At 72.1% G+C, this 21,196-nt stretch carries 21 protein-coding genes and 1 pseudogene; 14 read left to right on the top strand and 8 right to left on the bottom strand.

Annotated features, from left to right (window positions below; all coding sequences use genetic code 11):
• Window positions 1-145: 145 nt before the first annotated feature.
• Both OG747_RS03790 and OG747_RS03795 read right to left on the bottom strand, forming a co-directional pair.
• Window positions 146-604 carry a BlaI/MecI/CopY family transcriptional regulator gene (locus OG747_RS03790; RefSeq protein ID WP_405877763.1) on the bottom strand — a complete coding sequence of 153 codons (459 nt, stop codon included), beginning with the start codon at window positions 602-604 and terminating at the stop codon, window positions 146-148.
• 31 nt (window positions 605-635) lie between these two features.
• Window positions 636-809, bottom strand: a pseudogene (locus OG747_RS03795) (PepSY domain-containing protein); the annotation flags it as partial.
• Window positions 810-1,061: 252 nt separating this feature from the next.
• Here OG747_RS03795 and OG747_RS03800 point away from each other — a divergent pair.
• The gene (locus tag OG747_RS03800) at window positions 1,062-1,718 is read left to right on the top strand and encodes a peptide deformylase (RefSeq protein WP_405877765.1); all 657 of its coding nucleotides are present in this window, start codon (window positions 1,062-1,064) and stop codon (window positions 1,716-1,718) included.
• 465 nt (window positions 1,719-2,183) lie between these two features.
• Here OG747_RS03800 and OG747_RS03805 read toward each other — a convergent pair whose 3' ends face one another.
• Window positions 2,184-3,626: a dihydrolipoyl dehydrogenase family protein gene (locus tag OG747_RS03805; RefSeq protein WP_405877767.1), complete on the bottom strand. Its 1,443-nt coding sequence runs from the start codon at window positions 3,624-3,626 to the stop codon at window positions 2,184-2,186.
• Window positions 3,627-3,754: 128 nt separating this feature from the next.
• Between OG747_RS03805 and trxA the strand changes: the two genes are divergently transcribed.
• On the top strand, window positions 3,755-4,141 hold the full coding sequence (gene trxA / locus OG747_RS03810) for a thioredoxin (protein WP_405877769.1): 387 nt from the start codon (window positions 3,755-3,757) through the stop codon (window positions 4,139-4,141).
• A gap of 15 nt (window positions 4,142-4,156) precedes the next feature.
• On the opposite strand, the gene OG747_RS03815 is transcribed toward trxA, so the two are convergent.
• The 3 genes from OG747_RS03815 to OG747_RS03825 all read right to left on the bottom strand — a co-directional run bounded on the left by OG747_RS03815 (window position 4,157) and on the right by OG747_RS03825 (window position 7,243).
• Window positions 4,157-5,593, bottom strand: a complete 1,437-nt coding sequence (locus OG747_RS03815; RefSeq protein ID WP_405885440.1) for an aldehyde dehydrogenase family protein — start codon at window positions 5,591-5,593, stop codon at window positions 4,157-4,159.
• 37 nt (window positions 5,594-5,630) lie between these two features.
• Window positions 5,631-6,128: an FAD-dependent monooxygenase gene (locus OG747_RS03820; protein ID WP_405877771.1), complete on the bottom strand. Its 498-nt coding sequence runs from the start codon at window positions 6,126-6,128 to the stop codon at window positions 5,631-5,633.
• An 80-nt stretch (window positions 6,129-6,208) separates the two neighbouring features.
• Window positions 6,209-7,243: a LacI family DNA-binding transcriptional regulator gene (locus tag OG747_RS03825; protein ID WP_405877773.1), complete on the bottom strand. Its 1,035-nt coding sequence runs from the start codon at window positions 7,241-7,243 to the stop codon at window positions 6,209-6,211.
• A 170-nt stretch (window positions 7,244-7,413) separates the two neighbouring features.
• On the opposite strand from OG747_RS03825, the gene OG747_RS03830 reads away from it, so the two are divergent.
• From OG747_RS03830 to OG747_RS03845, 4 genes are all read left to right on the top strand, one after another.
• Window positions 7,414-8,838 (top strand): amidase, encoded by a 1,425-nt coding sequence (locus tag OG747_RS03830; protein WP_405877775.1) that lies wholly within the window; start codon window positions 7,414-7,416, stop codon window positions 8,836-8,838.
• Window positions 8,839-8,919: 81 nt separating this feature from the next.
• Window positions 8,920-9,138, top strand: coding sequence for a hypothetical protein (locus OG747_RS03835; RefSeq protein ID WP_168498610.1), 219 nt, complete (start codon window positions 8,920-8,922; stop codon window positions 9,136-9,138).
• 146 nt (window positions 9,139-9,284) lie between these two features.
• The gene (locus tag OG747_RS03840; RefSeq protein ID WP_405877777.1) at window positions 9,285-10,778 is read left to right on the top strand and encodes an SPFH domain-containing protein; all 1,494 of its coding nucleotides are present in this window, start codon (window positions 9,285-9,287) and stop codon (window positions 10,776-10,778) included.
• A 487-nt stretch (window positions 10,779-11,265) separates the two neighbouring features.
• Window positions 11,266-11,721, top strand: a complete 456-nt coding sequence (locus OG747_RS03845) for a type II toxin-antitoxin system PemK/MazF family toxin (RefSeq protein ID WP_405877779.1) — start codon at window positions 11,266-11,268, stop codon at window positions 11,719-11,721.
• A 113-nt stretch (window positions 11,722-11,834) separates the two neighbouring features.
• Here the strand turns inward: OG747_RS03845 and OG747_RS03850 are convergent, their stop codons facing one another.
• Window positions 11,835-12,692 (bottom strand): TIGR02452 family protein, encoded by an 858-nt coding sequence (locus OG747_RS03850; protein ID WP_405877781.1) that lies wholly within the window; start codon window positions 12,690-12,692, stop codon window positions 11,835-11,837.
• A 278-nt stretch (window positions 12,693-12,970) separates the two neighbouring features.
• On the opposite strand from OG747_RS03850, the gene egtA reads away from it, so the two are divergent.
• The 6 genes from egtA to OG747_RS03880 are packed head-to-tail and all read left to right on the top strand — an operon-like array spanning window position 12,971 to window position 17,820.
• Window positions 12,971-14,302 carry an ergothioneine biosynthesis glutamate--cysteine ligase EgtA gene (gene egtA / locus OG747_RS03855; protein ID WP_405877783.1) on the top strand — a complete coding sequence of 444 codons (1,332 nt, stop codon included), beginning with the start codon at window positions 12,971-12,973 and terminating at the stop codon, window positions 14,300-14,302.
• Window positions 14,299-15,621 carry an ergothioneine biosynthesis protein EgtB gene (egtB, locus tag OG747_RS03860; protein WP_405877785.1) on the top strand — a complete coding sequence of 441 codons (1,323 nt, stop codon included), beginning with the start codon at window positions 14,299-14,301 and terminating at the stop codon, window positions 15,619-15,621. Before egtA ends, egtB begins: the two co-directional genes overlap by 4 nt.
• The gene (gene egtC / locus OG747_RS03865; RefSeq protein ID WP_405877787.1) at window positions 15,621-16,430 is read left to right on the top strand and encodes an ergothioneine biosynthesis protein EgtC; all 810 of its coding nucleotides are present in this window, start codon (window positions 15,621-15,623) and stop codon (window positions 16,428-16,430) included. Before egtB ends, egtC begins: the two co-directional genes overlap by 1 nt.
• On the top strand, window positions 16,427-17,389 hold the full coding sequence (egtD, locus tag OG747_RS03870) for an L-histidine N(alpha)-methyltransferase (RefSeq protein ID WP_405877789.1): 963 nt from the start codon (window positions 16,427-16,429) through the stop codon (window positions 17,387-17,389). The genes egtC and egtD overlap by 4 nt, the downstream gene beginning before the upstream one ends.
• A 39-nt stretch (window positions 17,390-17,428) precedes the next feature.
• Entirely contained in the window at window positions 17,429-17,551 is a 123-nt protein-coding gene (locus OG747_RS03875) for a hypothetical protein (protein WP_405877791.1), read from the top strand.
• 53 nt (window positions 17,552-17,604) lie between these two features.
• Window positions 17,605-17,820 carry a dodecin gene (locus OG747_RS03880; RefSeq protein WP_405877793.1) on the top strand — a complete coding sequence of 72 codons (216 nt, stop codon included), beginning with the start codon at window positions 17,605-17,607 and terminating at the stop codon, window positions 17,818-17,820.
• 707 nt (window positions 17,821-18,527) lie between these two features.
• On the opposite strand, the gene OG747_RS03885 is transcribed toward OG747_RS03880, so the two are convergent.
• On the bottom strand, window positions 18,528-19,028 hold the full coding sequence (locus OG747_RS03885) for a hypothetical protein (RefSeq protein WP_405885441.1): 501 nt from the start codon (window positions 19,026-19,028) through the stop codon (window positions 18,528-18,530).
• Window positions 19,029-19,236: 208 nt separating this feature from the next.
• On the opposite strand from OG747_RS03885, the gene OG747_RS03890 reads away from it, so the two are divergent.
• Both OG747_RS03890 and OG747_RS03895 read left to right on the top strand, forming a co-directional pair.
• A complete protein-coding gene (locus OG747_RS03890) occupies window positions 19,237-19,827 on the top strand; it encodes a LamG domain-containing protein (RefSeq protein ID WP_405877795.1) in 591 nt (196 codons plus the stop codon).
• The gene (locus OG747_RS03895; RefSeq protein WP_405877797.1) at window positions 19,721-21,130 is read left to right on the top strand and encodes a glycoside hydrolase family 43 protein; all 1,410 of its coding nucleotides are present in this window, start codon (window positions 19,721-19,723) and stop codon (window positions 21,128-21,130) included. The genes OG747_RS03890 and OG747_RS03895 overlap by 107 nt, the downstream gene beginning before the upstream one ends.
• Window positions 21,131-21,196: the final 66 nt, after the last annotated feature.

The following is a 21,196-nucleotide window of genomic DNA, read 5'->3' on the forward strand; positions in this document are numbered from 1 at the left end:
CAGCCGTCCCAGCAGGTCGTCCAGGCTGACCAGGCGAGGCGGTCCCGATGGACCATCAGCGGGCCCAGGCAGAGGGTGCTGCACAGGGCCAGGACGGTGGCGACCACCGTCAGCAGCCGGGTGGCCGTGAGACCCCCATGAGACGTCAGTCTTCCGCACCATCGGGCGTCCCGTCGGCCCCATTCACCACATCGCGCCCACCCGTCACGTCGGATGCGTGCGCTGCCTCCAGGAGCGCGCGCAGCGCCTGTTCGTCGTCCGGCGGCAGCGCGGTGACGAAGCTGGCGAGGACGGCCTCGCGGTCGCTCTCGCCGTCGAGGAGCCGACGCATCTTGAGGGCGGCCAGGCCCGCGACGTCGGCGGTGGGCCGCCAGACGAAGGAACGTCCGCGTCGTTCGCGGGCCACCACGTCCTTGGCGAGCAGCCGGGTGAGGATGGTGACGACGGTGGTGTAGGCGAGGTCGCCGCCGAGGCGTTCCCTCACCCAGGCGGCGGTCACCGGGGCCTCCGCCTCGCGCAGCGCACCGAGCACCTGGCCCTCCAACTCGCCCTGCCCGCGCCGCCTGGAAGGCCGCTGCGGGTCGTCGCGGTCGCGCTGCGCCATGTCCGTCTCCTTCCGGCGTTCCCCTACCCGATCACGCTACCTGGCCTCCGTAGGTGCGCTTGCCTCGTCGGTACGCGCTCTCGCCGAGGACGACGTCCACAGCGATGAACACCGCGAGCGGGATGCCGAGCAGTGGGACGAAGTAGCCGAGGACGGCTACGGCCGCCATGAGCGGTACGAGGATCTGCGGCGGCACCTGCTGCGAGGGCAGGGGCGGGGGCGGGGGCCGGTACGGGGACGGGGTTTGGACAGGCACAGGAATGCGGATGGGACGGATTCGGCGCGTGGGTCGGGAAGTTGGGCCTCCTCGCCCGTGGTGGTCCAGAAGTCGGGGCGCAAAGTCGCCGAGTTCCCGAGCGGATAGATGGCGTGGGTCACACCCAGGGATGTGCAGGGAGCCGGGGGACGCGCCTGGCGCCGCCTCGCTTGGTGCGATCCGGCTTGGCATCCTGGCGCGATGGCATCCGAACGTGACCCCAGCGCCTCCCGCCCCCTGAGCGACCTGGTCGAGGAACTCCTCGCCCATGAAGGCCCGTTGCCCATCGTCGCCGCCGGGGACCCCGTGCTGCGCCGCCCCGCCGAGCCGTTCGAGGGCCAGCTCGGTCCCGGGCTCCTGGCCCGCTTCGTCGCCGCCCTGCGCGCGACCATGCACGCGGCGCCGGGTGTCGGCCTCGCGGCACCGCAGGTCGGCGTGCCGCTGCGGATCGCGGTCGTCGAGGACCCTGCGCCGGTGTCCGAGGAGGTGCGGGTGGTGCGCGGGCGGGTGCCGCAGCCGTTCCGGGTGCTGGTGAATCCGTCGTACGAGGGGGTCGGCGCGGGGCGGGCCGCGTTCTTCGAGGGGTGCCTGAGCGTGCCGGGCTGGCAGGCCGTGGTGGCCCGGCACTCCGAGGTGCGGCTGACGGCGCTGGACGAGCGGGGCCGTGCGATCGACGAGGTGTTCACGGGCTGGCCCGCGCGTATCGTCCAGCACGAGACGGACCACCTGGATGGTGTCCTCTACCTCGACCGCGCGGAACTGCGCTCGCTGTCCTCCAACCAGGCGATGGCGGAACGCTGGACGCAACCGACCCCGGAGGATGCGGCGGCGGTCATGGGCTTCGCCCTGCCTGAGTAAGACCCGGTGCCGGCAGGCGGCGGCCGGCCGGCTGGACTCGGCCGAGTGCGACCCGGCAGGCGCGGCCCGACGGCGGCTTACCGCCGGCGGCGGTGGCGGTGGCGGTGGCGGTGGCGGGGCCAGGTTTCGCCCGTGGCGGGGTTCCGGGTGGCCGGGTACAGGGTGTGCCGGGGTGCTGGGGTGTGCCGGGGTTCGGGCGCGCGGGTGCCGGGTGTGGTGGGTTCGGCCGGCGTCGGCTTCGGTCGCCGGCGGCCTCGGCTCATGCCGAGCTTGGGCCCGGACCGGGGCGTCGCCGTGCCGGGCTCGGGCCCACGGCGGGCGCCACCCGCCGAGCCTGGCCCGACGGCGGCGCCCACTCATGCTCGGCCTCGGCCGACACCGCTGCTCCTTACCACATCCGTCAGCCTCGACCCGCACCCGCACCCGCACCCGCACCCGCACCCGCACCCCCGAGCCTGGGGGGAGTTACGCGTCCCGGTACGCCTCCAGCAGGCGCAGCCACACCTCGCTCACTGTCGGGTAGGACGGGACCGCGTGCCAGAGGCGGCTGACCGGGACCTCCCCGGCGACCGCGATCGTCGCCGAGTGGATGAGTTCGCCCACGCCGGGGCCGACCAAGGTGAGGCCGACCAGGATCTCGCGGTCGACGTCGACGACCATCCGGGCCTTGCCGCGGTAGCCGTCGGCGTACAGGCCCGCGCCCGCCACGGAGGCCATGTCGACGTCTACGGCGCGGGCGCGCAGGCCCGCGCTCTCGGCCTCGGCGAGGGAGAGGCCCACGGCCGCCGCCTCCGGGTCGGTGAAGACGACCTGGGGGACGGCCCCGTGGTCGGCGGTCGCCGCGTGCGCGCCCCAGGGGTCCGTCTCCAGCAGGGGCACCCCGGCGGCGCGGGCGACGATGGCGGCGCCCGCGATCCGGGCCTGGTACTTGCCCTGGTGGGTGAGGAGTGCGCGGTGGTTGACGTCGCCGACCGCGTAGAGCCACTCGCTGCCGGTCACCCGCAGGCTGTCGTCGACGTCGAGCCAGGAGCCGGGCTCCAGGCCGATCGTGTCGAGGCCGAGGTCGTCGGTGCGGGGCGCGCGGCCGGTGGCGAAGAGGATCTCGTCGGCCTCGATGCGGTCGCCGGTGTTCGTCAGGGCCACCACGGTCGAGCCCTCGCGGGTCACCGCGGTCACCGAGGTGCCCGTGCGGACGTCCGCGCCCGCCTCCTTCAGCGCCTCGGCGACCAGCTCACCGGCGAAGGGCTCCATACGGGGCAGCAGCCCCTTGCCTCGGACCAGGACGGTGACCTGGGAGCCGAGCGCCTGCCAGGCCGTGGCCATCTCGGTGGCGACAACGCCGCCGCCCACCACGATGAGCCGGCCCGGCACCTCGTGGGCGCTGGTGGCCTCACGGCTGGTCCAGGGCCTGACCTGGTCGAGCCCCGGCAGGTCGGGGAGGAGGGCGCGGCTGCCGGTGCAGAGGGCGACCGCGTGCCGCGCGGTGAGCACGTGCCGTTCGCCGTCCGGGCCGTCCGGGCCTTCGACGGTTACCTTGCGCGACCCGGCGAGGCGCCCGTGTCCGCGGTAGAGGTCGGCTCCGATGCCGTTCAGCCAGTCGACCTGTCCGTCGTCCTTCCAGTGGGAGGTGTAGTAGTCGCGGTGGGCGAGGACCGCCGGGACGTCGAGGGGGCCCTGCACCGCCTGGCTGAGGCCGGGCACGTGGCGGGCGTCGGCGCGGGCGATGACCGGACGCAGGAGGGCCTTGCTGGGCATACAGGCCCAGTAGGAGCACTCGCCGCCGACCAGCTCGCTCTCCACGACCGCGGTGGAGAGACCGGCCGCGCGGGCGCGGTCGGCGACGTTCTCCCCCACGGGCCCGGCACCGAGCACCACGACGTCGTACGCGATGGATTCCGTTTCCGTCATGGGGCCAGTCTGGTTGCTGGTGTGCGCCGTGGCCACACGGGTACGCGCGCGGAATACGCCGCTGGGGGGCGGCGTTGTGCACACCGGCTTCGCCCCGAGGCCCGACATCAGGAAGAGGTAGTCACGCCATGAGCAGCACGATGGAGCTGACCAAGGAGAACTTCGACCAGACGGTCACGGACAACGAGTTCGTCCTGATCGACTTCTGGGCCTCCTGGTGCGGGCCGTGCCGGCAGTTCGCCCCGGTCTACGAGAAGGCGGCGGAGGCCAACCCCGACCTGGTGTTCGCGAAGGTCGACACCGAGGCGCAGCCCGAGTTGGCCGCGGCCTTCGAGATCCAGTCGATCCCGACCCTGATGATCGTCCGCGACCAGGTCGCGATCTTCTCCCAGCCCGGGGCCCTGCCCGAGGCCGCCCTGGAGGACATCATCGGACAGGCCCGCAAGCTGGACATGGACGAGGTCCGCAAGTCCATCGCCGCACAGCAGGCACAGCAGGCACAGCAGGGCAAGTAAGACCCGTCCCTCTGATCAGAACGGGTACGGCGCCACGTCCCCGCGCACCGTCGTCCAGCGCACGTCGGTGAAGGCCTCCAGGTTGGCCTCACCGCCGAAGCGGGCGCCGGTGCCGGAGGCGGCGATCCCGCCGAAGGGGGCCACCGCCTCGTCGTTGACCGTCTGGTCGTTGATGTGGGCGATCCCCGTCGGGATGCGCTCGGCCAGGTCCAGGCCGCGTGCGGTGTCCCGGGTGACGATGCCCAGCGAGAGGCCGTACGGTCCCGCGGAGGCGAGCGCCGCGGCCTCGTCCGCCGTACTGAACGAACGTACCGGCGCGACCGGCCCGAACACCTCCTCGGCATACGCGGGCGTCGAGTCGTCGACTCCCGCGAGGACGGTCGGCCGGTAGAACAGCTTCTCGTGCGTACCGCCGGCCGCCAGCTTCGCGCCGCGCGCCGTGCTGGACTCCACCAGGCCCTGGATCTTGGCGAGTTGGGCGCTGTCGATGATGGGTCCGAGGTGCACCTGCTCGCGGTGCGGGTCCCCGACGGCGAGCGAGTCGGCCTTGGCGGCGAGCCGCTCGACGTACTCCTCGTAGAGGGAGGCGTGCACGAGGTGGCGGCCCGTCGTCATGCAGATCTGGCCCTGATGGAAGAACGAGCCCCACGCGGCCGTGGAGATGACCGCGTCGATGTCGGCGTCCTCCAGCACGATCAGCGCCGAGTTGCCGCCCAACTCCAAGTGGGCGCGCTTGAGAAGGCGGCCCGCCGCCTCACCCACCGCGCGTCCGGCGGCGGTCGAGCCGGTGAAGGAGATCACCGGTACGTGCGGGTCGGCGACCAGCGCCTGGCCCACCTCCGCACCGCCGGGCAGGATGTGCAGCAGGCCGTCCGGGAGGCCCGCTTCGGCGAAGACCGCGGCGAGCGCGAGGCCGCCGCAGACGGCGGTGCGCGGGTCCGGCTTCAGTACGACGCCGTTGCCGAGCGCGAGCGCCGGGGCCACCGAGCGGATGGAGAGGATCAGTGGGGCGTTGAAGGGGGAGATCACGCCCACCACGCCGACCGGGACGCGCCGGGTGTAGGACAGCCGCGGCGCCTCCGACGGCAGGATCTGGCCGGTCGGGCGGGAGGCGAGGGCGGCGGCCTCGTAGCATTCCTGGGCCGCGACGTGCAGTTCGAAGTCGGCTTTGCCGGGAATGGAGCCGGACTCGCGCACGATCCATTCGCGCAGCTCGTCGGCGTGTGCGGCGAACAGGTCACCGGCCTTGCGCAGCACGGCCGCGCGGACGAAGTGCGGCGCCTTGGCCCACTCCGCCTGGGCGGCGCGGGCGTCCCGGGCGGCCGTGGCGATGTCCTCGGCGGCGGCGAGCGTGACGGTGGCCAGTGTCTCGCCGGTGGCGGGCTCGGTGACGGCGTACTCGGCGCCCGCCAGGGTGCGGGACTGCCAGGTCTTGGGGTCGAGCAGCGGCATGTCGGCTCTCCGATCGTTCACTGTTCACCCCTGGGACTCATCGTCCCAGGGGGAGTCCCGTGTGGTTCGCGGCCGGTTCGGCGGCCGCGTGGCGGGATGCCGTGATCCGGCGCAGCCCGGCGAGCTGGACCCGGTGGTCGAAGACATCCCCATTTGGTTGAGCGTGCAACATCCTAGTCATGTCGTACGAGAAGCGCGTGGCCTGCCACACCCGGTCGAGGAACAACTCCCAGTAACGGAGTCGGAGTTGGACCGATCCGGTGCGGTGCGGCACGGCGAACCCGCGGGCCGGCACCCGTACGTCCGAGACGGCGAGGTTGAGGCCCTTGGCCCCGGTCGGCGGCACGATGTGCGCGGCGTCCCCGGCCAGGAACAGCCGGCCGTGGTTCATCGGCTCGCGGACGCGCCGACGCTGCTCGACGTGGGCGCGCGGCCCGCTCTCCAGGACGGCGCAGTCGATGCCCGTGCGATGCGACAGCCGGGCCGGCCGGAGCCCGGCGGGGCCGCCGCCGATGATGCCGACCGTGGTCCGCATGACGCGCCTCCGGTATCCGATCCGGCCGTACGGCCGTATCCGATCCGGCCGATACATGTCCGGACCGGCTACAGCCTCTCTCAGCTCGAGTCGCGGTGCACCACCCGCGCGCCCAGTACCTCGCGGGCCTCGGGCGCCGCGCCCGGCTCGCGCACCGCGCGGTCGACCAGTTCCGCGAGGTCGCGTCCGGACGGCAGTTCGATGTGGACGGTGCTGAGGCGGGGCCGCAGCAGCCGGCCGAGCATGAGGTCGTCGGCGCCGATCACGGCCGTCTCGTCCGGGATGCCGATGCCCTCCTCCTGGAGGGCACGCATCAGCAGCATCGCGTACTCGTCGTTGTAGGCGAACACCGCGTCCAGGCCGAGCGGGCGCCAGCGCGCCGCGAGCCGGGCGGCGGCCCCCTCCTCGTATGCGAGCGGCAGCTCGGTCACAGCGGCGTCGGTGCCGGTCAGGGCGCGGCGGACGCCGTCGAGCCGGGACTTGGAGAAGATCTCCAGGCCGGGTTCCTCGGGCACCACGACGCCGACCCGGCGGCGGCCCCGGGCCAGCAGGTGGACGCCCGCGCTGTGGCCGACCTTGTCGTGGTCCATGAGCAGCGCGTGCGCACCCTCGATGCGCTCGGGGCCGAACGTGACGACGGCCCGGGCGCCGGAGCGCTTGAGGACGGCCACTCCCTGCGGGCCGAGGTCGCTGCCGGGCACCAGTACGGCGACCGGCCGCAGCTCGGCCCAGGCGCGGGCGGCCTCGTCGTCGTGCAGGCCGACACTGCCGTACTGCACGACGGTGTAATCCAGACGGCCCAGCGCCCACTGAAGTTCGTTGAGGAACTGGCTGTAGAGCGGTCCCACGGGCACGCTCGGCGTGGGCATCAGGACCATACGGCTGTGCCCGGCGCGCAGGGAACGGGCGGCGGCGTGCGGGACGTACCCGAGTTCCTTGGCCGCCTCGTGCACGCGGCGGCGGGTGGGTTCGCTGATCCGGACGGCGCTGGTGTTGTTCAGAACGTACGAGACGGTGGCCCGGGAGACGCCTGCCAGGCGGGCCACATCGGCACTCGTCGGCACGGGTCGTTGTGCGGGCGACGGCGGGACGGGCTGTTTCGGTATCTGCACCATGACGTGTCGCATCCTTGCAGAAACCCCGCGCGCCCCTTCGCGCCGGGGGAACCTCGCGGGCCTCCCATGCCGGAACATCCCCTTCCGCGAGGGAACTTCCGCATCCCGTGCGGGATGGCCCGTGGGGAGGTTACCGTGCGGTAGACGACGTGCTCCGGAGGTGGTCCCGTATGGCTCACGACCGTGCCGCAGGTCTGGCGGAGTGTGCGCGCGCCCTCGCCCTTGGAGAGGTGAGCGCACGCGAGCTGGTGGAGCGGGCGCTGGCCCGGATCGAGGCGACCCAGCACTCCCTGAACGCCTTCCGGGTGGTGCGCGCCGAGGCGGCACTCGCCGAGGCCGACGCCGCCGACAAGGAGTTGGCGTCGGGGGTGCGGCGGCCGCTGCTCGGGGTTCCGGTGGCGGTGAAGGACGACATGGACGTGGCGGGCGAGCCGACCGCGTTCGGCTGCCGGGGGGTGTTCCCGCCCGAGGCCGAGGACGGGGAGGCGGTGCGCCGGCTGCGCGCGGCCGGGGCGATCGTCATCGGCAAGACCAACACCTGCGAGCTCGGCCAGTGGCCGTTCACCGAGGGGCCCGCCTTCGGCGCCACCCGTAATCCCTGGCACTCCGAGCACACCCCGGGCGGCTCGTCCGGCGGCTCCGCGGCGGCGGTGGCGGCGGGACTGGTCCCCGCGGCGCTGGGCTCGGACGGCGCGGGCTCGGTCCGTATCCCGGCCTCCTGGACCCATCTGATCGGGATCAAGCCGCAGCGCGGCCGGATCTCGACGTGGCCGCGTGCGGAGTCCTTCCAGGGCATCACGGTCAACGGAACGCTCGCCCGTTCGGTCGCGGACGCGGCCCTGCTCCTGGACGCGGCGAGCGGCAACCACGACGGCGATCTGCACCGCCCGCCCGCGCTGCGCATCTCCGACGCGGTGGGCCGCGAGCCGGGCCGGCTGCGGATCGCCCTTTCGCTGAAACCGCCGTTCACGGCGCTGCCCGCGCGGCTCGACCCCCTCGTACGGGCACGGGTCGTCGCGCTCGCGGAGCGGCTCGCGGCGCTCGGCCACACGGTGGAGGAGGCGGAGCCGCGGTACGGGCAGATCGGGCTGACCTTCATCCCGCGCGCCACGGCCGGGCTCGCCGAGCGGGTGCGCGACCTGCCCCACCCGCACCTCCTGGACCACCGGACCCTGGGCGCCGCCCGCCTCGGCCGACTGCTCGGCGGCGCGCCCCTGCGGGCGTCCCGGCGCGCCGAGACCACCCTGCACCGGCGGATCGGCACGCTCTTCGACTCCTACGACGTCCTGCTGGCGCCGACGACGGCCGCTCCCCCGCCGCGCATCGGCTCGATGGTGAACCTGAGCGGCCTCGATACCGATCGGGCCATGATCGCCGCCTGCCCGTACGCCTGGCCGTGGAACATCCTGGGCTGGCCGGGCGTCAATGTCCCCGCGGGTTTCGTCGGCGACGGCCTGCCGGTCGGCGCCCAGCTCCTCGGCCCGGCGAACAGCGAGCCGCTGCTCGTCTCGCTGGCCGCCCAGCTGGAGGCCGACCAGCGCTGGCACGAGCACTGGCCGCCGCACGGGGCGCCCGCGGACTCCCCGGCGGTGTAGGCGAGTTCGGGGCGAAAATCCTCAAGCGGGTTCGACACGGAGGCACTGACCAGCGGGTTCCGGCCGTACCCTGTGCCCATGATGGACGATGCGTCGATGGTCGGGTTGATGGGGCGGGTGACCGGCACGGTCGGGCCCGGGCTCGTCGGCGAGGTGATCGTCAGGGTCCGCGGCGGCGCCGAGCACTTCCTCGCGTACCCCGCCGCCGCGAAGGAGCGGATCGAGTGCGGCACGGTGGTGATGGTGGTCGAGTATCTGCCGCCGCGCACGGTGTACGTATCGGCCGCGTACGACAGTTGACGGCTCGTCTGTGCACGCTCCGCCCCAGGTGAGAGCGGTGTGCGTCAAGATTGCAACAAGGATCCGTCAGCGTCTGTACCCCGGCCCCGCCGAGGAGCACACTCCCGTTCGTTCGGTGCCGATAGGGCACCATGCAAAGGGGGCGTATGCCGATGGTTGTCGGCGTCGTGGCGGGGGCTGTTGTCCTCGCACTGATCTTCGTCGTTGTGGTCTTCAAGCTCATGTGGCGTGTTGCGGAGCCCAACGAAGCGCTGATCATCTCCGGTTCGAAGCATCGGACCGAAGGCCTTGAAGAGGGCATGGGATTCCGCATCGTGACGGGGCGCGGCACGCTGGTGCTGCCGGGTGTGCAGGCGGTGCGCAAGATCTCGCTCGACCTCAACGAGACCGAGCTGCACGTGGACTGCGTGACCTCCCAGGGCATTCCGCTGAAGGTGCGGGGTGTGGTCATCTTCAAGGTGGGCGACGACTTCGTGTCGATCGCCAACGCGGGCCGCCGCTTCCTCGACCAGCAGAAGATGATGTCGGAGCGGGTGCACAACGTCTTCGCCGGCCATCTGCGGTCCATCGTCGGCGGGTTGACCGTCGAGGACATGATCCGCGACCGGGAGAAGCTGACCGGCCAGACCCGGGCCGCGTGCGGTACGGAGATGGAGAAGCTCGGTCTGATCGTCGACTCGCTGCAGATCCACGAGATCGAGGACCCGACCGGGTACATCAAGAACCTGGCGATGCCGCACGCCGCCGCCGTACAGCGGGACGCGCGCATCGCGCAGGCGGAGGCGAATCGTCTCGCCACCGAGGCCGAACAGAAGGCCGCGGCCCGGATGTCGGAGGCGACCCGGGACAGCGAGATCCTCCAGGCCGGGTACCAGGCCGAGCGCGACAAGGCCGCCGCGAAGGCCCGGCAGGCCGGACCGCTCGCCGACGCCGCCGCCCGGCAGGACGTCGTCGTCCAGGAGACGCGGATCGCCGAACTCGAGGCGCACCGCCGTGAACAGCAGCTCCAGGCGGACGTCCGCAAGCCCGCGGACGCCCAGGCGTACGAGACCCGGGCCCGGGCCGAGGCCGAGCGTGACGCGCGTATCTCGGCGGCACAGGCCAAGGCCAAGGAGACCGAGCTCGCGGCCGCGGCCGAGGCGAACCGGGTCAAGACGGCCGCCAACGCGGAGGCCGAGGCGACGAAGGCCCGGGGTGCGGCCGCCGCGACGGCGACCAGGGCCACGGGTGAGGCCGAGGCGGCCGCCGCGCAGGCCAAGGGTCTCGCCGCGGCCGAGGCGACCCGCGCGCAGGGTCTCGCGGAGGCGGAGGCCATCAAGGCACGGGCCGCCGCCCTCGCCGAGAACCAGGAGGCGGTGGTCGCCCAGCAACTCGCCGAGAACTGGCCGGAGATCGTCCAGGCGGGTGCCAGCGCGTTCGGCAACGTCGACCACATGGTGCTGCTCAACGGCGCCGACGGCATGTCGGACCTGTTCGCCAAGGCGCTCACCATGGGCGGCACGGGCCTCGGCCTCGCCCGTCAACTGCTCTCGTCGATGAACCCGGACGACAGCGCGGGCAAGTCCACCGCGGCCGGGCTCAACGGCTTCGTACCGCCGCGCACGGAGAAGGTGCCGGTGGAGAGGGACGACAAGGAGTGATACCGGTGGAGAACGACGGCGAGTGAGGCCGGTGGCGGGCGGCGATCCAGTCACTCGTCACCCGCGCCCCACGGGGGCGGTTCCCACCCCGCTCGCTCACGTACGTCGTGGCTGTGGGTCCTCGAAGTCGAGGGCCCACAGCGCGTTGTCGGCGATCCCGTGGCAATCCCGCCGACGCGGTCGGCATCACCTTCGTCCGAGGGGTTCGCTGACCGCACACCTTGGCCGTCAGCCACGTACCAGGCGCGGACTCGTGGGCCGCACCCATGGGTTCACCGCCCCGGCATTGCCGGTGCCCTTCCCTCCTGCGAGTCTCGTGCGCAAAGGACGACGAAGGAGCTGTGGTGGCAACCCATTTGACCGTGACGCACACCGAGATGGTGACGCCCAGCCTGCGCCGGGTGCGGTTGCCATCGCTTCCACCCCTCGGGGCCACGCGATAACCCCGGATCCTTAAGAGTTCCAGAGACGCTCTAACGTGACCCGCGTGACTGCCTTTACCGATGACACCGCCGAAGACGTCCCCGGCCGCTACGGCCCTTCCGCCACCACCGAGGCCGAGCCCCGCGAGGTGGGCCGGATACGGACCGAGTACGCGCCCGCGCACGACGGCGACCCCGATCCCGGGGAGATCGTCTGGACGTGGGTGCCCTTCGAGGAGAACGACGGGCGGGGCAAGGACCGCCCGGTGCTCGTGGTCGCCCGCGAGGCCACCGGCACGCTGCTCGCCGTCCAGCTGTCGAGCAAGCGGCACGACGGCGACCGGGAGTGGGTGCCGATCGGGAGTGGGCCGTGGGATCGGTCGGGGCGCGACTCGTGGGTGGACGTGGACCGGGTGCTGCGGTTGCACGAGGACGGGATGCGGCGGGAGGCTTGTGCGCTGGATCGGATGCGGTTCAATTCGGTGGTGCATCGGTTGCGGGAGCGGTACGGGTGGCGTTGAGGGCCGCCGTGCAGGCGGGGGCTGAGGGGAGGCCGCGGGTTCGTTGTGGCTGGTCGCGCCCACGCGGCGGAGCCGCACAATGTCACAGCCCCGCGCCCCTGTCAGGCGCGTCATCACCCCCGGAGCTCGGATGCGAACGCCTGCTCGAAGGCGCCTCGCGTCGCCTGGTCCCTCGTGCGGTCCAGGATCCCGAACACGACGTGGTCGAAGAGCCCCTCGAAGCGGCCCTTGACCAGCAAGCCGTGGAACGCCCCCGCCACGTGTGCCGGATCGTTCTGGAAGACGCCGCAGCCCCACGCACCCAGCACCAGACGGCGGTAGCCGTGGGCCGCGGCGGTCTCCAGGACGCGCTCGGCGCGTACGGCCAGGGCGCCCGGCAGTTCGGCCGCGCGCTCCGGGGCCGTACGCAGGACGACTCCGGCGTTGGGGGCCGCGGCGGTCAGGAATCCGGCGGTGTACGGCTCGTCGAGCAACGCTCCGCGGTCGTCACGGAAGACGGGCACGGCGGGTGAGTGGATGACACGGTCCGTGTACAACGGGTCCCGGTGGGCGCGGTGGTGGTCGTAGAACTGGCGGGCCCGCAGCAGGCACGTGTACAGCGCGGAGGCCCGGCACAGAGCCTCCTCCTGGGCCTGCGCGCCGTTCAGGTAGCCGCCGCCGGGGTTGCGTGCCGAGGCGAAGTTCAGGACGGCGACCGGGCCCGCCGGGCGTGGGCCGCCCTCGCCCGCGAGCCGTCGGGCGGCCTCCATGCTGCTCTCGCCCGTCACCTGGAACAGCGTGCTCGCGGACGGCGTGCCCGCGGGAGCACCGGCCGGTGTCCGGACCGGCCCCGGTCCGTACATCCGGGTGCCGGCCCGTGCGGCCTCGACCGCCGCGGCGATCGACACCGCGCGTCCCCCGGACGCGCGGTACGCGCCCGCCGCGACGATGTCCTCGGTCTGCTGCGCGATCGCGCGCAGGCGCGCACTCATGGCGCGACCCCCGTACGCGCCACGAGAACGCCCCTCGCGATCTCCCCCGCCGTGCCCATGAACGCATCGTGAGCGATGCTGGTCGTACGGCGCAACGGAATTTCGCAGCCCCGTAAACAGTGCCTCGCGGCCCGGCAAACAGCGCCTTCCGGTGCCACGAGCGTCGAAGTGCACTCTTGTGCGAGCCGCCAAGAAGGTCTTGGGTGGGACGAGCGATGCCGGTCCGGCACCACAGACGTCGGGCCGGCGGCATGGTGGAATCTCAGGAGGATCCCGACATGTCCGATTCGGTGAGTGACTGTACGGAGCACCGCTCCGCCGTCACCGAGGCCGAGGTGGAGGCGCTGGTCAGGGGCATCTGCTTCAAGACCGGACCGCCCCGCACCCTCGGCGTCGAGGTGGAATGGCTCATCCACGAGCTGCGCCGGCCGCAGCTCCCGGCAACACCCGAACAACTCGAAGCGGCCTACGCCGCACTGCGGACCCTGCCCCTGCGTTCGGCGCTCACCGTCGAACCCGGCGGCCAGTTGGAGCTCAGCTCCCTTCCCGCCGCCTCCCTGATGGAGTGCATCGGGTCCGTGTCGGCCGACCTCGACGCGGTGCGCGCGGTACTGCGCGAGGCGGATCTCGGCCTCAGCGGGTACGGCCAGGATCCCTGGAACCCCCCGAGCCGCTACCTCCATGAGCCGCGCTACGACGCCATGGAGCGCTACCTCGACCGGGCGGGCCCCGAGGGGCGGGCCATGATGTGCTCCTCCGCCTCCGTCCAGGTGTGCCTGGACGCCGGGTACGAGGAGCCGGGCCCGCTCGGGCACGGGCGCCGCTGGTGGCTGGCGCACCAGCTGGGCGCGGTCCTGGTGGCCGCGTTCGCGCACTCCCCGGCGGCCCAGGGCAGGTACACGGGCTGGCGCTCCACGCGGCAGTCCCTGTGGGCGGCGATGGACCCGGGACGGTCCAGCGCACCTCGGCTGGGCGGCGATCCGCGCGCCGCCTGGGCCCGGCACGTCCTGGACGCGCCGGTGATGTGCGTCCGGGCGCCGGACGGCCCCTGGGACGTACCGGAGGATCTGACCTTCCGGGCGTGGACCCGGTCCGGGACACCGCCGAACCGGGCGGATCTCGACTACCACCTGACGACCCTGTTCCCGCCGGTCCGCCCGCGCGGCCATCTGGAACTGCGCATGATCGACGCGCAGCCGGGGGACGACGGGTGGATCGTGCCACTCGCGGTGACGGCGGCGCTGTTCGACGACCCGGAGGCCGCGGAGGTCGCGTACCGGACCGTCAAACCCCTCGCGGAGCGGGCTGATTCGCGGCCGGCTCCACGCAATCCGCTGTGGACCACCGCGGCGCGGTACGGCCTGACCGACCCCGAGCTGCGCGACGCCGCCGTCACCTGTTTCGCGGCCGCGGCGGAGGCGCTGCCCCGGCTGGGCGCCACCGCCGAGGTACAGGAGGCCGTCGCGGAGTTCACGGACCGCTATGTGGCCCGGGGGCGCTGCCCCGCCGACGACCTGCTGAGCCGGTTCCGCAGCCAATTCGATGGTCAGGGCCATGATCACCACGACCGGTCGCACGGTCGGTTGTACGGGAAGGACATCCGCACATGACCGCCCCCGCATCACCCACGGACCCGGAGTCGCTCCGGGAGCGCGCGCTCGACGCACTGACCACGGCCCGCGACCGCACCGCGCTCCTCACGTCCTGCGTGGAGGAACCCGAACTGACCGCACAGCACTCGCCGTTGATGTCCCCGCTGGTCTGGGACCTCGCGCACATCGGCAACCAGGAGGAGCTGTGGCTGCTGCGCGCGGTCGCCGGGCGGGACGCGATGCGGCCCGAAATAGACGGCCTGTACGACGCCTTCGAGCACCCTCGCGCCGAGCGGCCCTCGCTGCCGCTGCTGCCGCCCGCGGAGGCCCGTCAGTACGCCGCCGAGGTGCGCGGGCGGGCGCTGGACGTCCTGGAGAGCGCCGCGTTCCAGGGCACGCCGCTGACCGAGGCGGGCTTCGCGTTCGGGATGATCGCGCAGCATGAACAGCAGCACGACGAGACGATGCTGATCACCCATCAGCTCCGCAGGGGACCGGCGGCCCTCACGGCGCCGGACCCCGCTCCCGCGCCGCCGTTCACGGGACCGGCCGAGGTCCTGGTGCCCGGCGGCCCGTTCACGATGGGGACGTCCACCGAGCCGTGGGCGCTGGACAACGAGCGCCCGGCGCACCGCCGCGAGGTCGCGCCGTTCTTCATCGACACCACTCCGGTGACGAACGCCGCGTACCAGGCCTTCATCGAGGACGGCGGGTACGGCGAGAGGCGCTGGTGGACTCCGGAAGGCTGGGACCACATCCGCTCGCACGGCATCGAGGCGCCGCTGTTCTGGCGCCGCGAGGGCGGGCAGTGGCTGCGGCGCCGCTTCGGCGTCACCGAGGTCGTACCGCCCTCGGAGCCGGTGCTGCACGTCTGCTGGTACGAGGCCGACGCATACGCCCGCTGGGCGGGGCGCCGACTGCCCACCGAGGCCGAGTGGGAGAAGGCGGCCCGTCACGATCCGGCTGCCGACCGCTCCACGCGCTACCCGTGGGGCGACGCCGACCCCACCCCCGAGCACGCCAACCTCGGCCAGCGCCATCTGCGCCCGGCCCCGGCCGGCAGCTACCCGGCGGGGCAATCACCGCTCGGCGTACGGCAGTTGATCGGTGACGTGTGGGAGTGGACGTCGAGCGACCTGCACCCCTATCCGGGCTTCGCGGCGTTCCCGTACAAGGAGTACTCGGAGGTGTTCTTCGGTCCGGAGTACAAGGTGCTGCGTGGTGGCTCGTTCGCCGTGGATCCGGTGGCCTGCCGGGGAACGTTCCGCAACTGGGACTATCCGATCCGGCGGCAGATCTTCTCCGGATTCCGCACGGCCCGCGACGGGAACGCCTGATGTGCCGTCATCTGGCCTACCTGGGACCCGCGGAGCCGCTCGGACGGCTCCTCGTGGAGCCGCCGCACAGTCTGTTCCGGCAGTCGTGGGCACCGCGGCGGCAACGGCACGGGACGGTCAACGCCGATGGTTTCGGGGTCGGCTGGTACGCCGAAGGGGATCCGGTGCCCGCCCGGTACCGGCGCCCCGGGCCGATCTGGGGCGATCAGTCGTTCGCGGACCTGGCCCGGGTCGTGAAGACCACGGCGCTGCTCGGCGCCGTCCGGGATGCCACCGTGGCCGGAGCGGACGACGAGGCCGCGGCGGCGCCGTTCGCCGCGGACCGTTGGCTGTTCAGCCACAACGGCGCCGTACGGGGCTGGCCGGGCTCCCTCGCCCCGCTCGTACAGAGCCTGCCGCCCGTGGAACTGCTGTCGCTCGAGGCCCGCTGCGACTCGGCGCTCGTCTGGGCGCTGCTCCTGCACCGGTTGCGCGCCGGCGACGACGAGAGCCGGGCACTGGCCGACACCGTCCTGGAGGTCGCCGAGGCGGCCCCCGGGTCCCGCCTCAACCTCCTGCTCACCAACGGCGACACGATCACGGCGACGGCCTGGGGCGACACCCTCTGGTACCTCGCCGAGCCCGGCCGCCGCACCGTCGTGGCCTCCGAGCCGTACGACGACGACCCGCACTGGCGGGAGGTGCCGGACCGCACGCTGCTCGCGGCGAGCCGCACCGACGTCCTGCTCACTCCGCTCAAGGACCCGCACGCGCCGGAAGGCGCGCACGCCCCCATGGCATCCGCCCGCACCAAGGAGCCCAGCACGTGAGCCCGTTCCTTCTCACCCGCACCCTGCCCGAGGACGCCACGGACGCCGCGCTGCGCGCCGACGTCCTGCACGGCCTCACCCACACGCCCAAGACGCTGCCGCCGAAGTGGTTCTACGACGCCCACGGCAGCGAACTCTTCGACCAGATCACCGAACTGCCCGAGTACTACCCCACCCGGGCGGAGCGCGAGATCCTGATCGCCCGGGCCCCCGAGATCGCCGCGACGACCGGTGCGCGCACCCTCGTCGAACTGGGGTCCGGCTCGTCCGAGAAAACCCGCCACCTGCTCGACGCGCTGCCGGGACTCCATACGTACGTGCCGGTCGACGTCAGCGAAAGCGCACTGACCCAGGCCGGGCACGCGCTGATCGCCGAACATCCGGGCCTCGGCGTGCACGCGCTGATCGCCGACTTCACGGGCGGTCTCGCGCTCCCGGGGACGCCCGGACCCCGGCTGGTGGCGTTCCTCGGCGGCACCATCGGCAATCTGCTGCCCGCCGAGCGCACCACCTTCCTGTCGTCCGTACGGGCGCTGCTCTCCCCCGGCGACACCCTGCTGCTCGGCACGGACCTGGTCAAGGACGAGAAGGTGCTCGTCGCCGCGTACGACGACGCGGCCGGGGTGACGGCCGCCTTCAACAAGAACGTGCTGCACGTCGTCAACCGCGAACTCGGCGCCGACTTCGACCCGGACACGTTCAACCATGTCGCCCTCTGGGACGCCGAGAACGAGTGGATCGAGATGCGGCTGCGGTCGGCGACCGACCAGACCGTGAAGATCCCCGCGCTCGACCTGGCCGTCGACTTCGCGGAGGGCGAGGAACTGCGCACCGAGATCTCGGCGAAGTTCCATGAGGAAGGCGTACGTCGCGAACTGGCCGCCGCGGGGCTGGACCTGGCCCATTGGTGGACGGACCGGGAGGGCCGCTTCGCACTGTCGCTGAGCGTGGTCCGCTGACGCCACCAGGGGAAGAGTTCCAGAGACGCTTGTTGTCACGTGATCAGCTTGCCGGCCGACTGTGAAAAGCACGGCGGCCGCAAGCTGGTTGCCTTCTCCGGCATCGCCGATATCGCCGATATCGACGACATCACCGACATCTCGCGCACCGCCGCGCCGTGAGGCACCGTGGAATGACGCGTGGCACACCCGCCACGGCGGAGAGGAGCACCCGCATGTCCGATCACACGTACCGGGTCACCGAGATCGTCGGCACCTCCCACGAGGGCGTCGACCAGGCCATTCGCAATGGGATCGCCCGTGCCTCGCAGACCCTGCGCAACCTGGACTGGTTCGAGATCACCCAGGTCAGGGGACAGATCGTGGACGGGGAGATCGAGTACTACCAGGTCGGCCTGAAGGTCGGCTTCCGTCTGGAGGACGGCGCCTGACGCAGCCGGCTTCCAGCCAGGAAACCAGCCCGCCGGGTCACCCAATCGGAGCCCCACGCTCAAGCCCTGCGGGCTGCCTCCGGCGGATTTTGGACGGGCCTTCGGCGAGCCGCCGGGGGCCGCGGGCCACCCCCCGGGCGAGCCGCGCGCCGGGTCACGCGATCCCGCGCTCAAGCGCCGCAACTTGCCCCCGCCCAGGCCCCTCGGGCAGGTCCCAGGGCCCGGTCTTGGGCATGGTTTCCCGGTCTTGGGCCCGGTCTTGGGCCCGGTCTTGGGTGAGCCACCGGGGGAAGTCTCCGGCCGGAGCCACGGACTTGCCTCTCGCGCGGGCCACGCGCCGGGTCACCCAACTGGAGCACCACGCCCGAGCCCTGCGAGCCGCCCTGCCGCCCGGGCCCCTCGGACGAGGCCCTGCCCGGGACTTTGGGCGGAGCCCCGGGAAGGGGCTTGGGCGAAACCGCCGGAGGAACGCGCGGGCGAAGCCGCCGGGGAGAGCTGCGGGCGGCCCAGCGGGCAAGACGCGCGCGGTGTCCGGGGGGAGCCGCGTGCGAAGCCACATGCGCGCCGAGGAGGAGCCGCGTGGCGGGCCGCGGTGAAGGCCCGCGGCGCGGCAGCAGGCAGAGCCGCGAACGGCGCCGGGACCGCGGCCCCTCAACCCCCACCCGGGCTGCACGGGAACCCCCTCGACTCCCCCTCGCCGCGGACCTCTAGGTCCGTCCCTCTCGTTCCTGAGCGTCTCTCAGTGCCGCGGACGTGGTCGCCCAGCGTGCCCGTACGACCCTGAAACCGGCCCGTTCCGCCTCGTCGCAGACGAGCTCGTCGTCGTCCACCAGGACATGGATCTCGCGGTCGCGGGCGAGCCGGCGCAGGACGTCCAGTTTGGTGCGGCGGGCCGGCCTGCGGTCGTCGTTGCGCCGCATCCAGATGCGGCCGGCGGGCAGCGCCTGCGCGGCCAGCCACGCGACGGTGTCACGGCGGCAGCGCTCGGGGCGGCCGGTCAGATACACCACCTCGTACTCCTCCGCGTACCGCAACGCCAGGGCCACCCCCTCCGCGAGCGGCGGGTCCTGCGGCGCGGCCGCGAAAAACGCGTCCCAGTCCCGCGGCTTGCGCTCCAGGAACCGCTGACGGTGCGCGGTGTCCGCGAGCGTTCCGTCGAGGTCGAACACGGCGAGCGGGGTGCTGTTCTTCTCCGTCACGCGGACCACCCTAAACAGGGCCTCGGACACCCCACCCGCCACCCGAGCCGAACCCCCGCCCAGTCTCCGGTCTCTTTAACAACTTCCGCCCCTCCAGGGACTGTTGACAACACCCGGCCAGCCCTTAACGTGAACCCTCGCACGGCATGTCGCACGACATTCGGTATATCGAACATGGCGGGACGGTGGAGGGACACCACCGCCCCGACTTTTCGGCATGCGGAGGATCACGTTGTTCGATCTCGGTACCGGCGTCACGGCCAATATGTTCCTGACCCCGCTCAGCGGCGACGACACCCTCCGTTACGCCATCACCGCCGGGCGCGCGGGCGCCGAACAGCGCATCGACGCCGAGCCGTTGCCCACCGACCGCTGGGTGCACGTGGCACTGACACACGGCAGCGGGACCGCCGTCCTCTGTGCGGACGGGCAGCAGGCCGGGCGAAACGCCCCCGTGACGGTGAAGCCGCGCTACTTCGGCAACCACATCCGCGCCGGGTACCTCGGCAGGTCTCAGTACGCCGGCCCCTGCTCAAAGGGGGCTGTCGACGACTTCCGTGTGCACGGCAAGACCCTCACGGCCGAGGAAGTCGCCGCACTGGCCCAGGCCTGGGTGGCGCCTCGACGTGTGCGCACGGCGGGTGGGGACGCGGAGTCGCCGCGCCCCCACCCGGATCAACAGAAACAAGGAGAGCCGCATCATGATCACCCCCGACCGGAACGCGTCCTCGACGCCGCTCGACCCGTCCCGCCGCAGTCTGCTGCGTGCGATGGTCGCGATACCCGCGACCGCACTCGTCCTGGGTGAACTGCCCGGGCTGCTCGGGTCGGCCGCCGCGGCGGCGCCCGCCCATGGCTCGGCCACCCGCTACACCATCGTGCCGTTCCTCAACAGCGACGACGGCACCGTGAACGTCTACCAGTCCGACGACGCCACCGACTTCCGGCTCGTCAAGGCGTCCGCCTACACCCCGCCCAGCAACCGCATCCGCGACGCCAGCGTGTTCAAGCACACCGACGGCTACTACTACATCACGTACACCACGCACACCTGGCAGGACGTCAGCACCACCATCGGCTTCGCGCGCAGCTCCGACCGGGTCAGCTGGACCTTCCTGTACGACTACACGGTACCGATCACCAATCTGTCCCGCGCGTGGGCACCCGAGTGGTTCGTCGACAGCGACGGCAGCGTCAACATCATCGTGTCGTGCTCGACCACCGACGACGAGTGGATCTTCACGCCGTATGTGATGAAGGCTTCCAACTCCACGCTCGACGCGTGGAGTTCGCCCGTGGCCCTGTCCGGCATCGGCACCAACCACATCGACACGTTCATCGTGAAGATCGGCTCCACCTACCACGCGTTCCCCAAGAACGAGACGACGAAGTACATCGAGTACGCCACCGCCTCCAGCCTGACCGGGCCGTACACCATCACCAGGACCGGCGACTGGGCGGGCTGGGGCGGCACGCGTGAGGGTCCCTCGGTGATCCAGCTCGACAACGGCGCCTGGCGGATCTTCTTCGACGGCTACGGCGACGGCAGTTACTACTACAGCGACAGCTACGACACCTTCGCCACCTGGACCGCCCCGAAGAAGCTGCCCGGCGTCTCGGGTACGGCCCGGCACTTCACCGTGATCAAGGAGACGGTGTCCGGCGGCGTCAACCTGGCGACGGGCGTGACCCGTTCCTTCCGGTCGGGCAACTACTCCACCCGCTACTGGCAGGAGCAGACCGCGCTGCTCAACCTGCCCGTGGTGACCAGCTCCAGCACCACCGCGGAGAAGCAGGCGTCCACCTTCACCGTGGTGCCGGGCCTCGCCGAAGCGAACGGCTACTCCTTCCGGGACGCGGCCGGCAACTACCTGAGGCACTGGGACTTCCGGGCCCGCTTCGACGCCAACGACGGAACGTCGACGTTCGCCAAGGACGCCACGTACATCATCCGCACCGGCACACCCGACGGCGCTGTCCGCTTCGAGTCGTACAACTACCCGGGCTACTACCTGCGCCACTACAACTACCAGCTCCGCGTGGACGTGTCGGACGGCACCGATCTCTTCCGCCAGGACAGCTCCTTCGTTCCCGTCACGGCCTGGGCATGACCGCCGCGTCAGGAAAGCCGCGTTCAAAGAGCCACGTTCAGAGGTCCCTGTCAGCGAAGAAAGGGA

Source organism: Streptomyces sp. NBC_01384 (genome assembly GCF_045040035.1).
Taxonomy (GTDB): domain Bacteria; phylum Actinomycetota; class Actinomycetes; order Streptomycetales; family Streptomycetaceae; genus Streptomyces.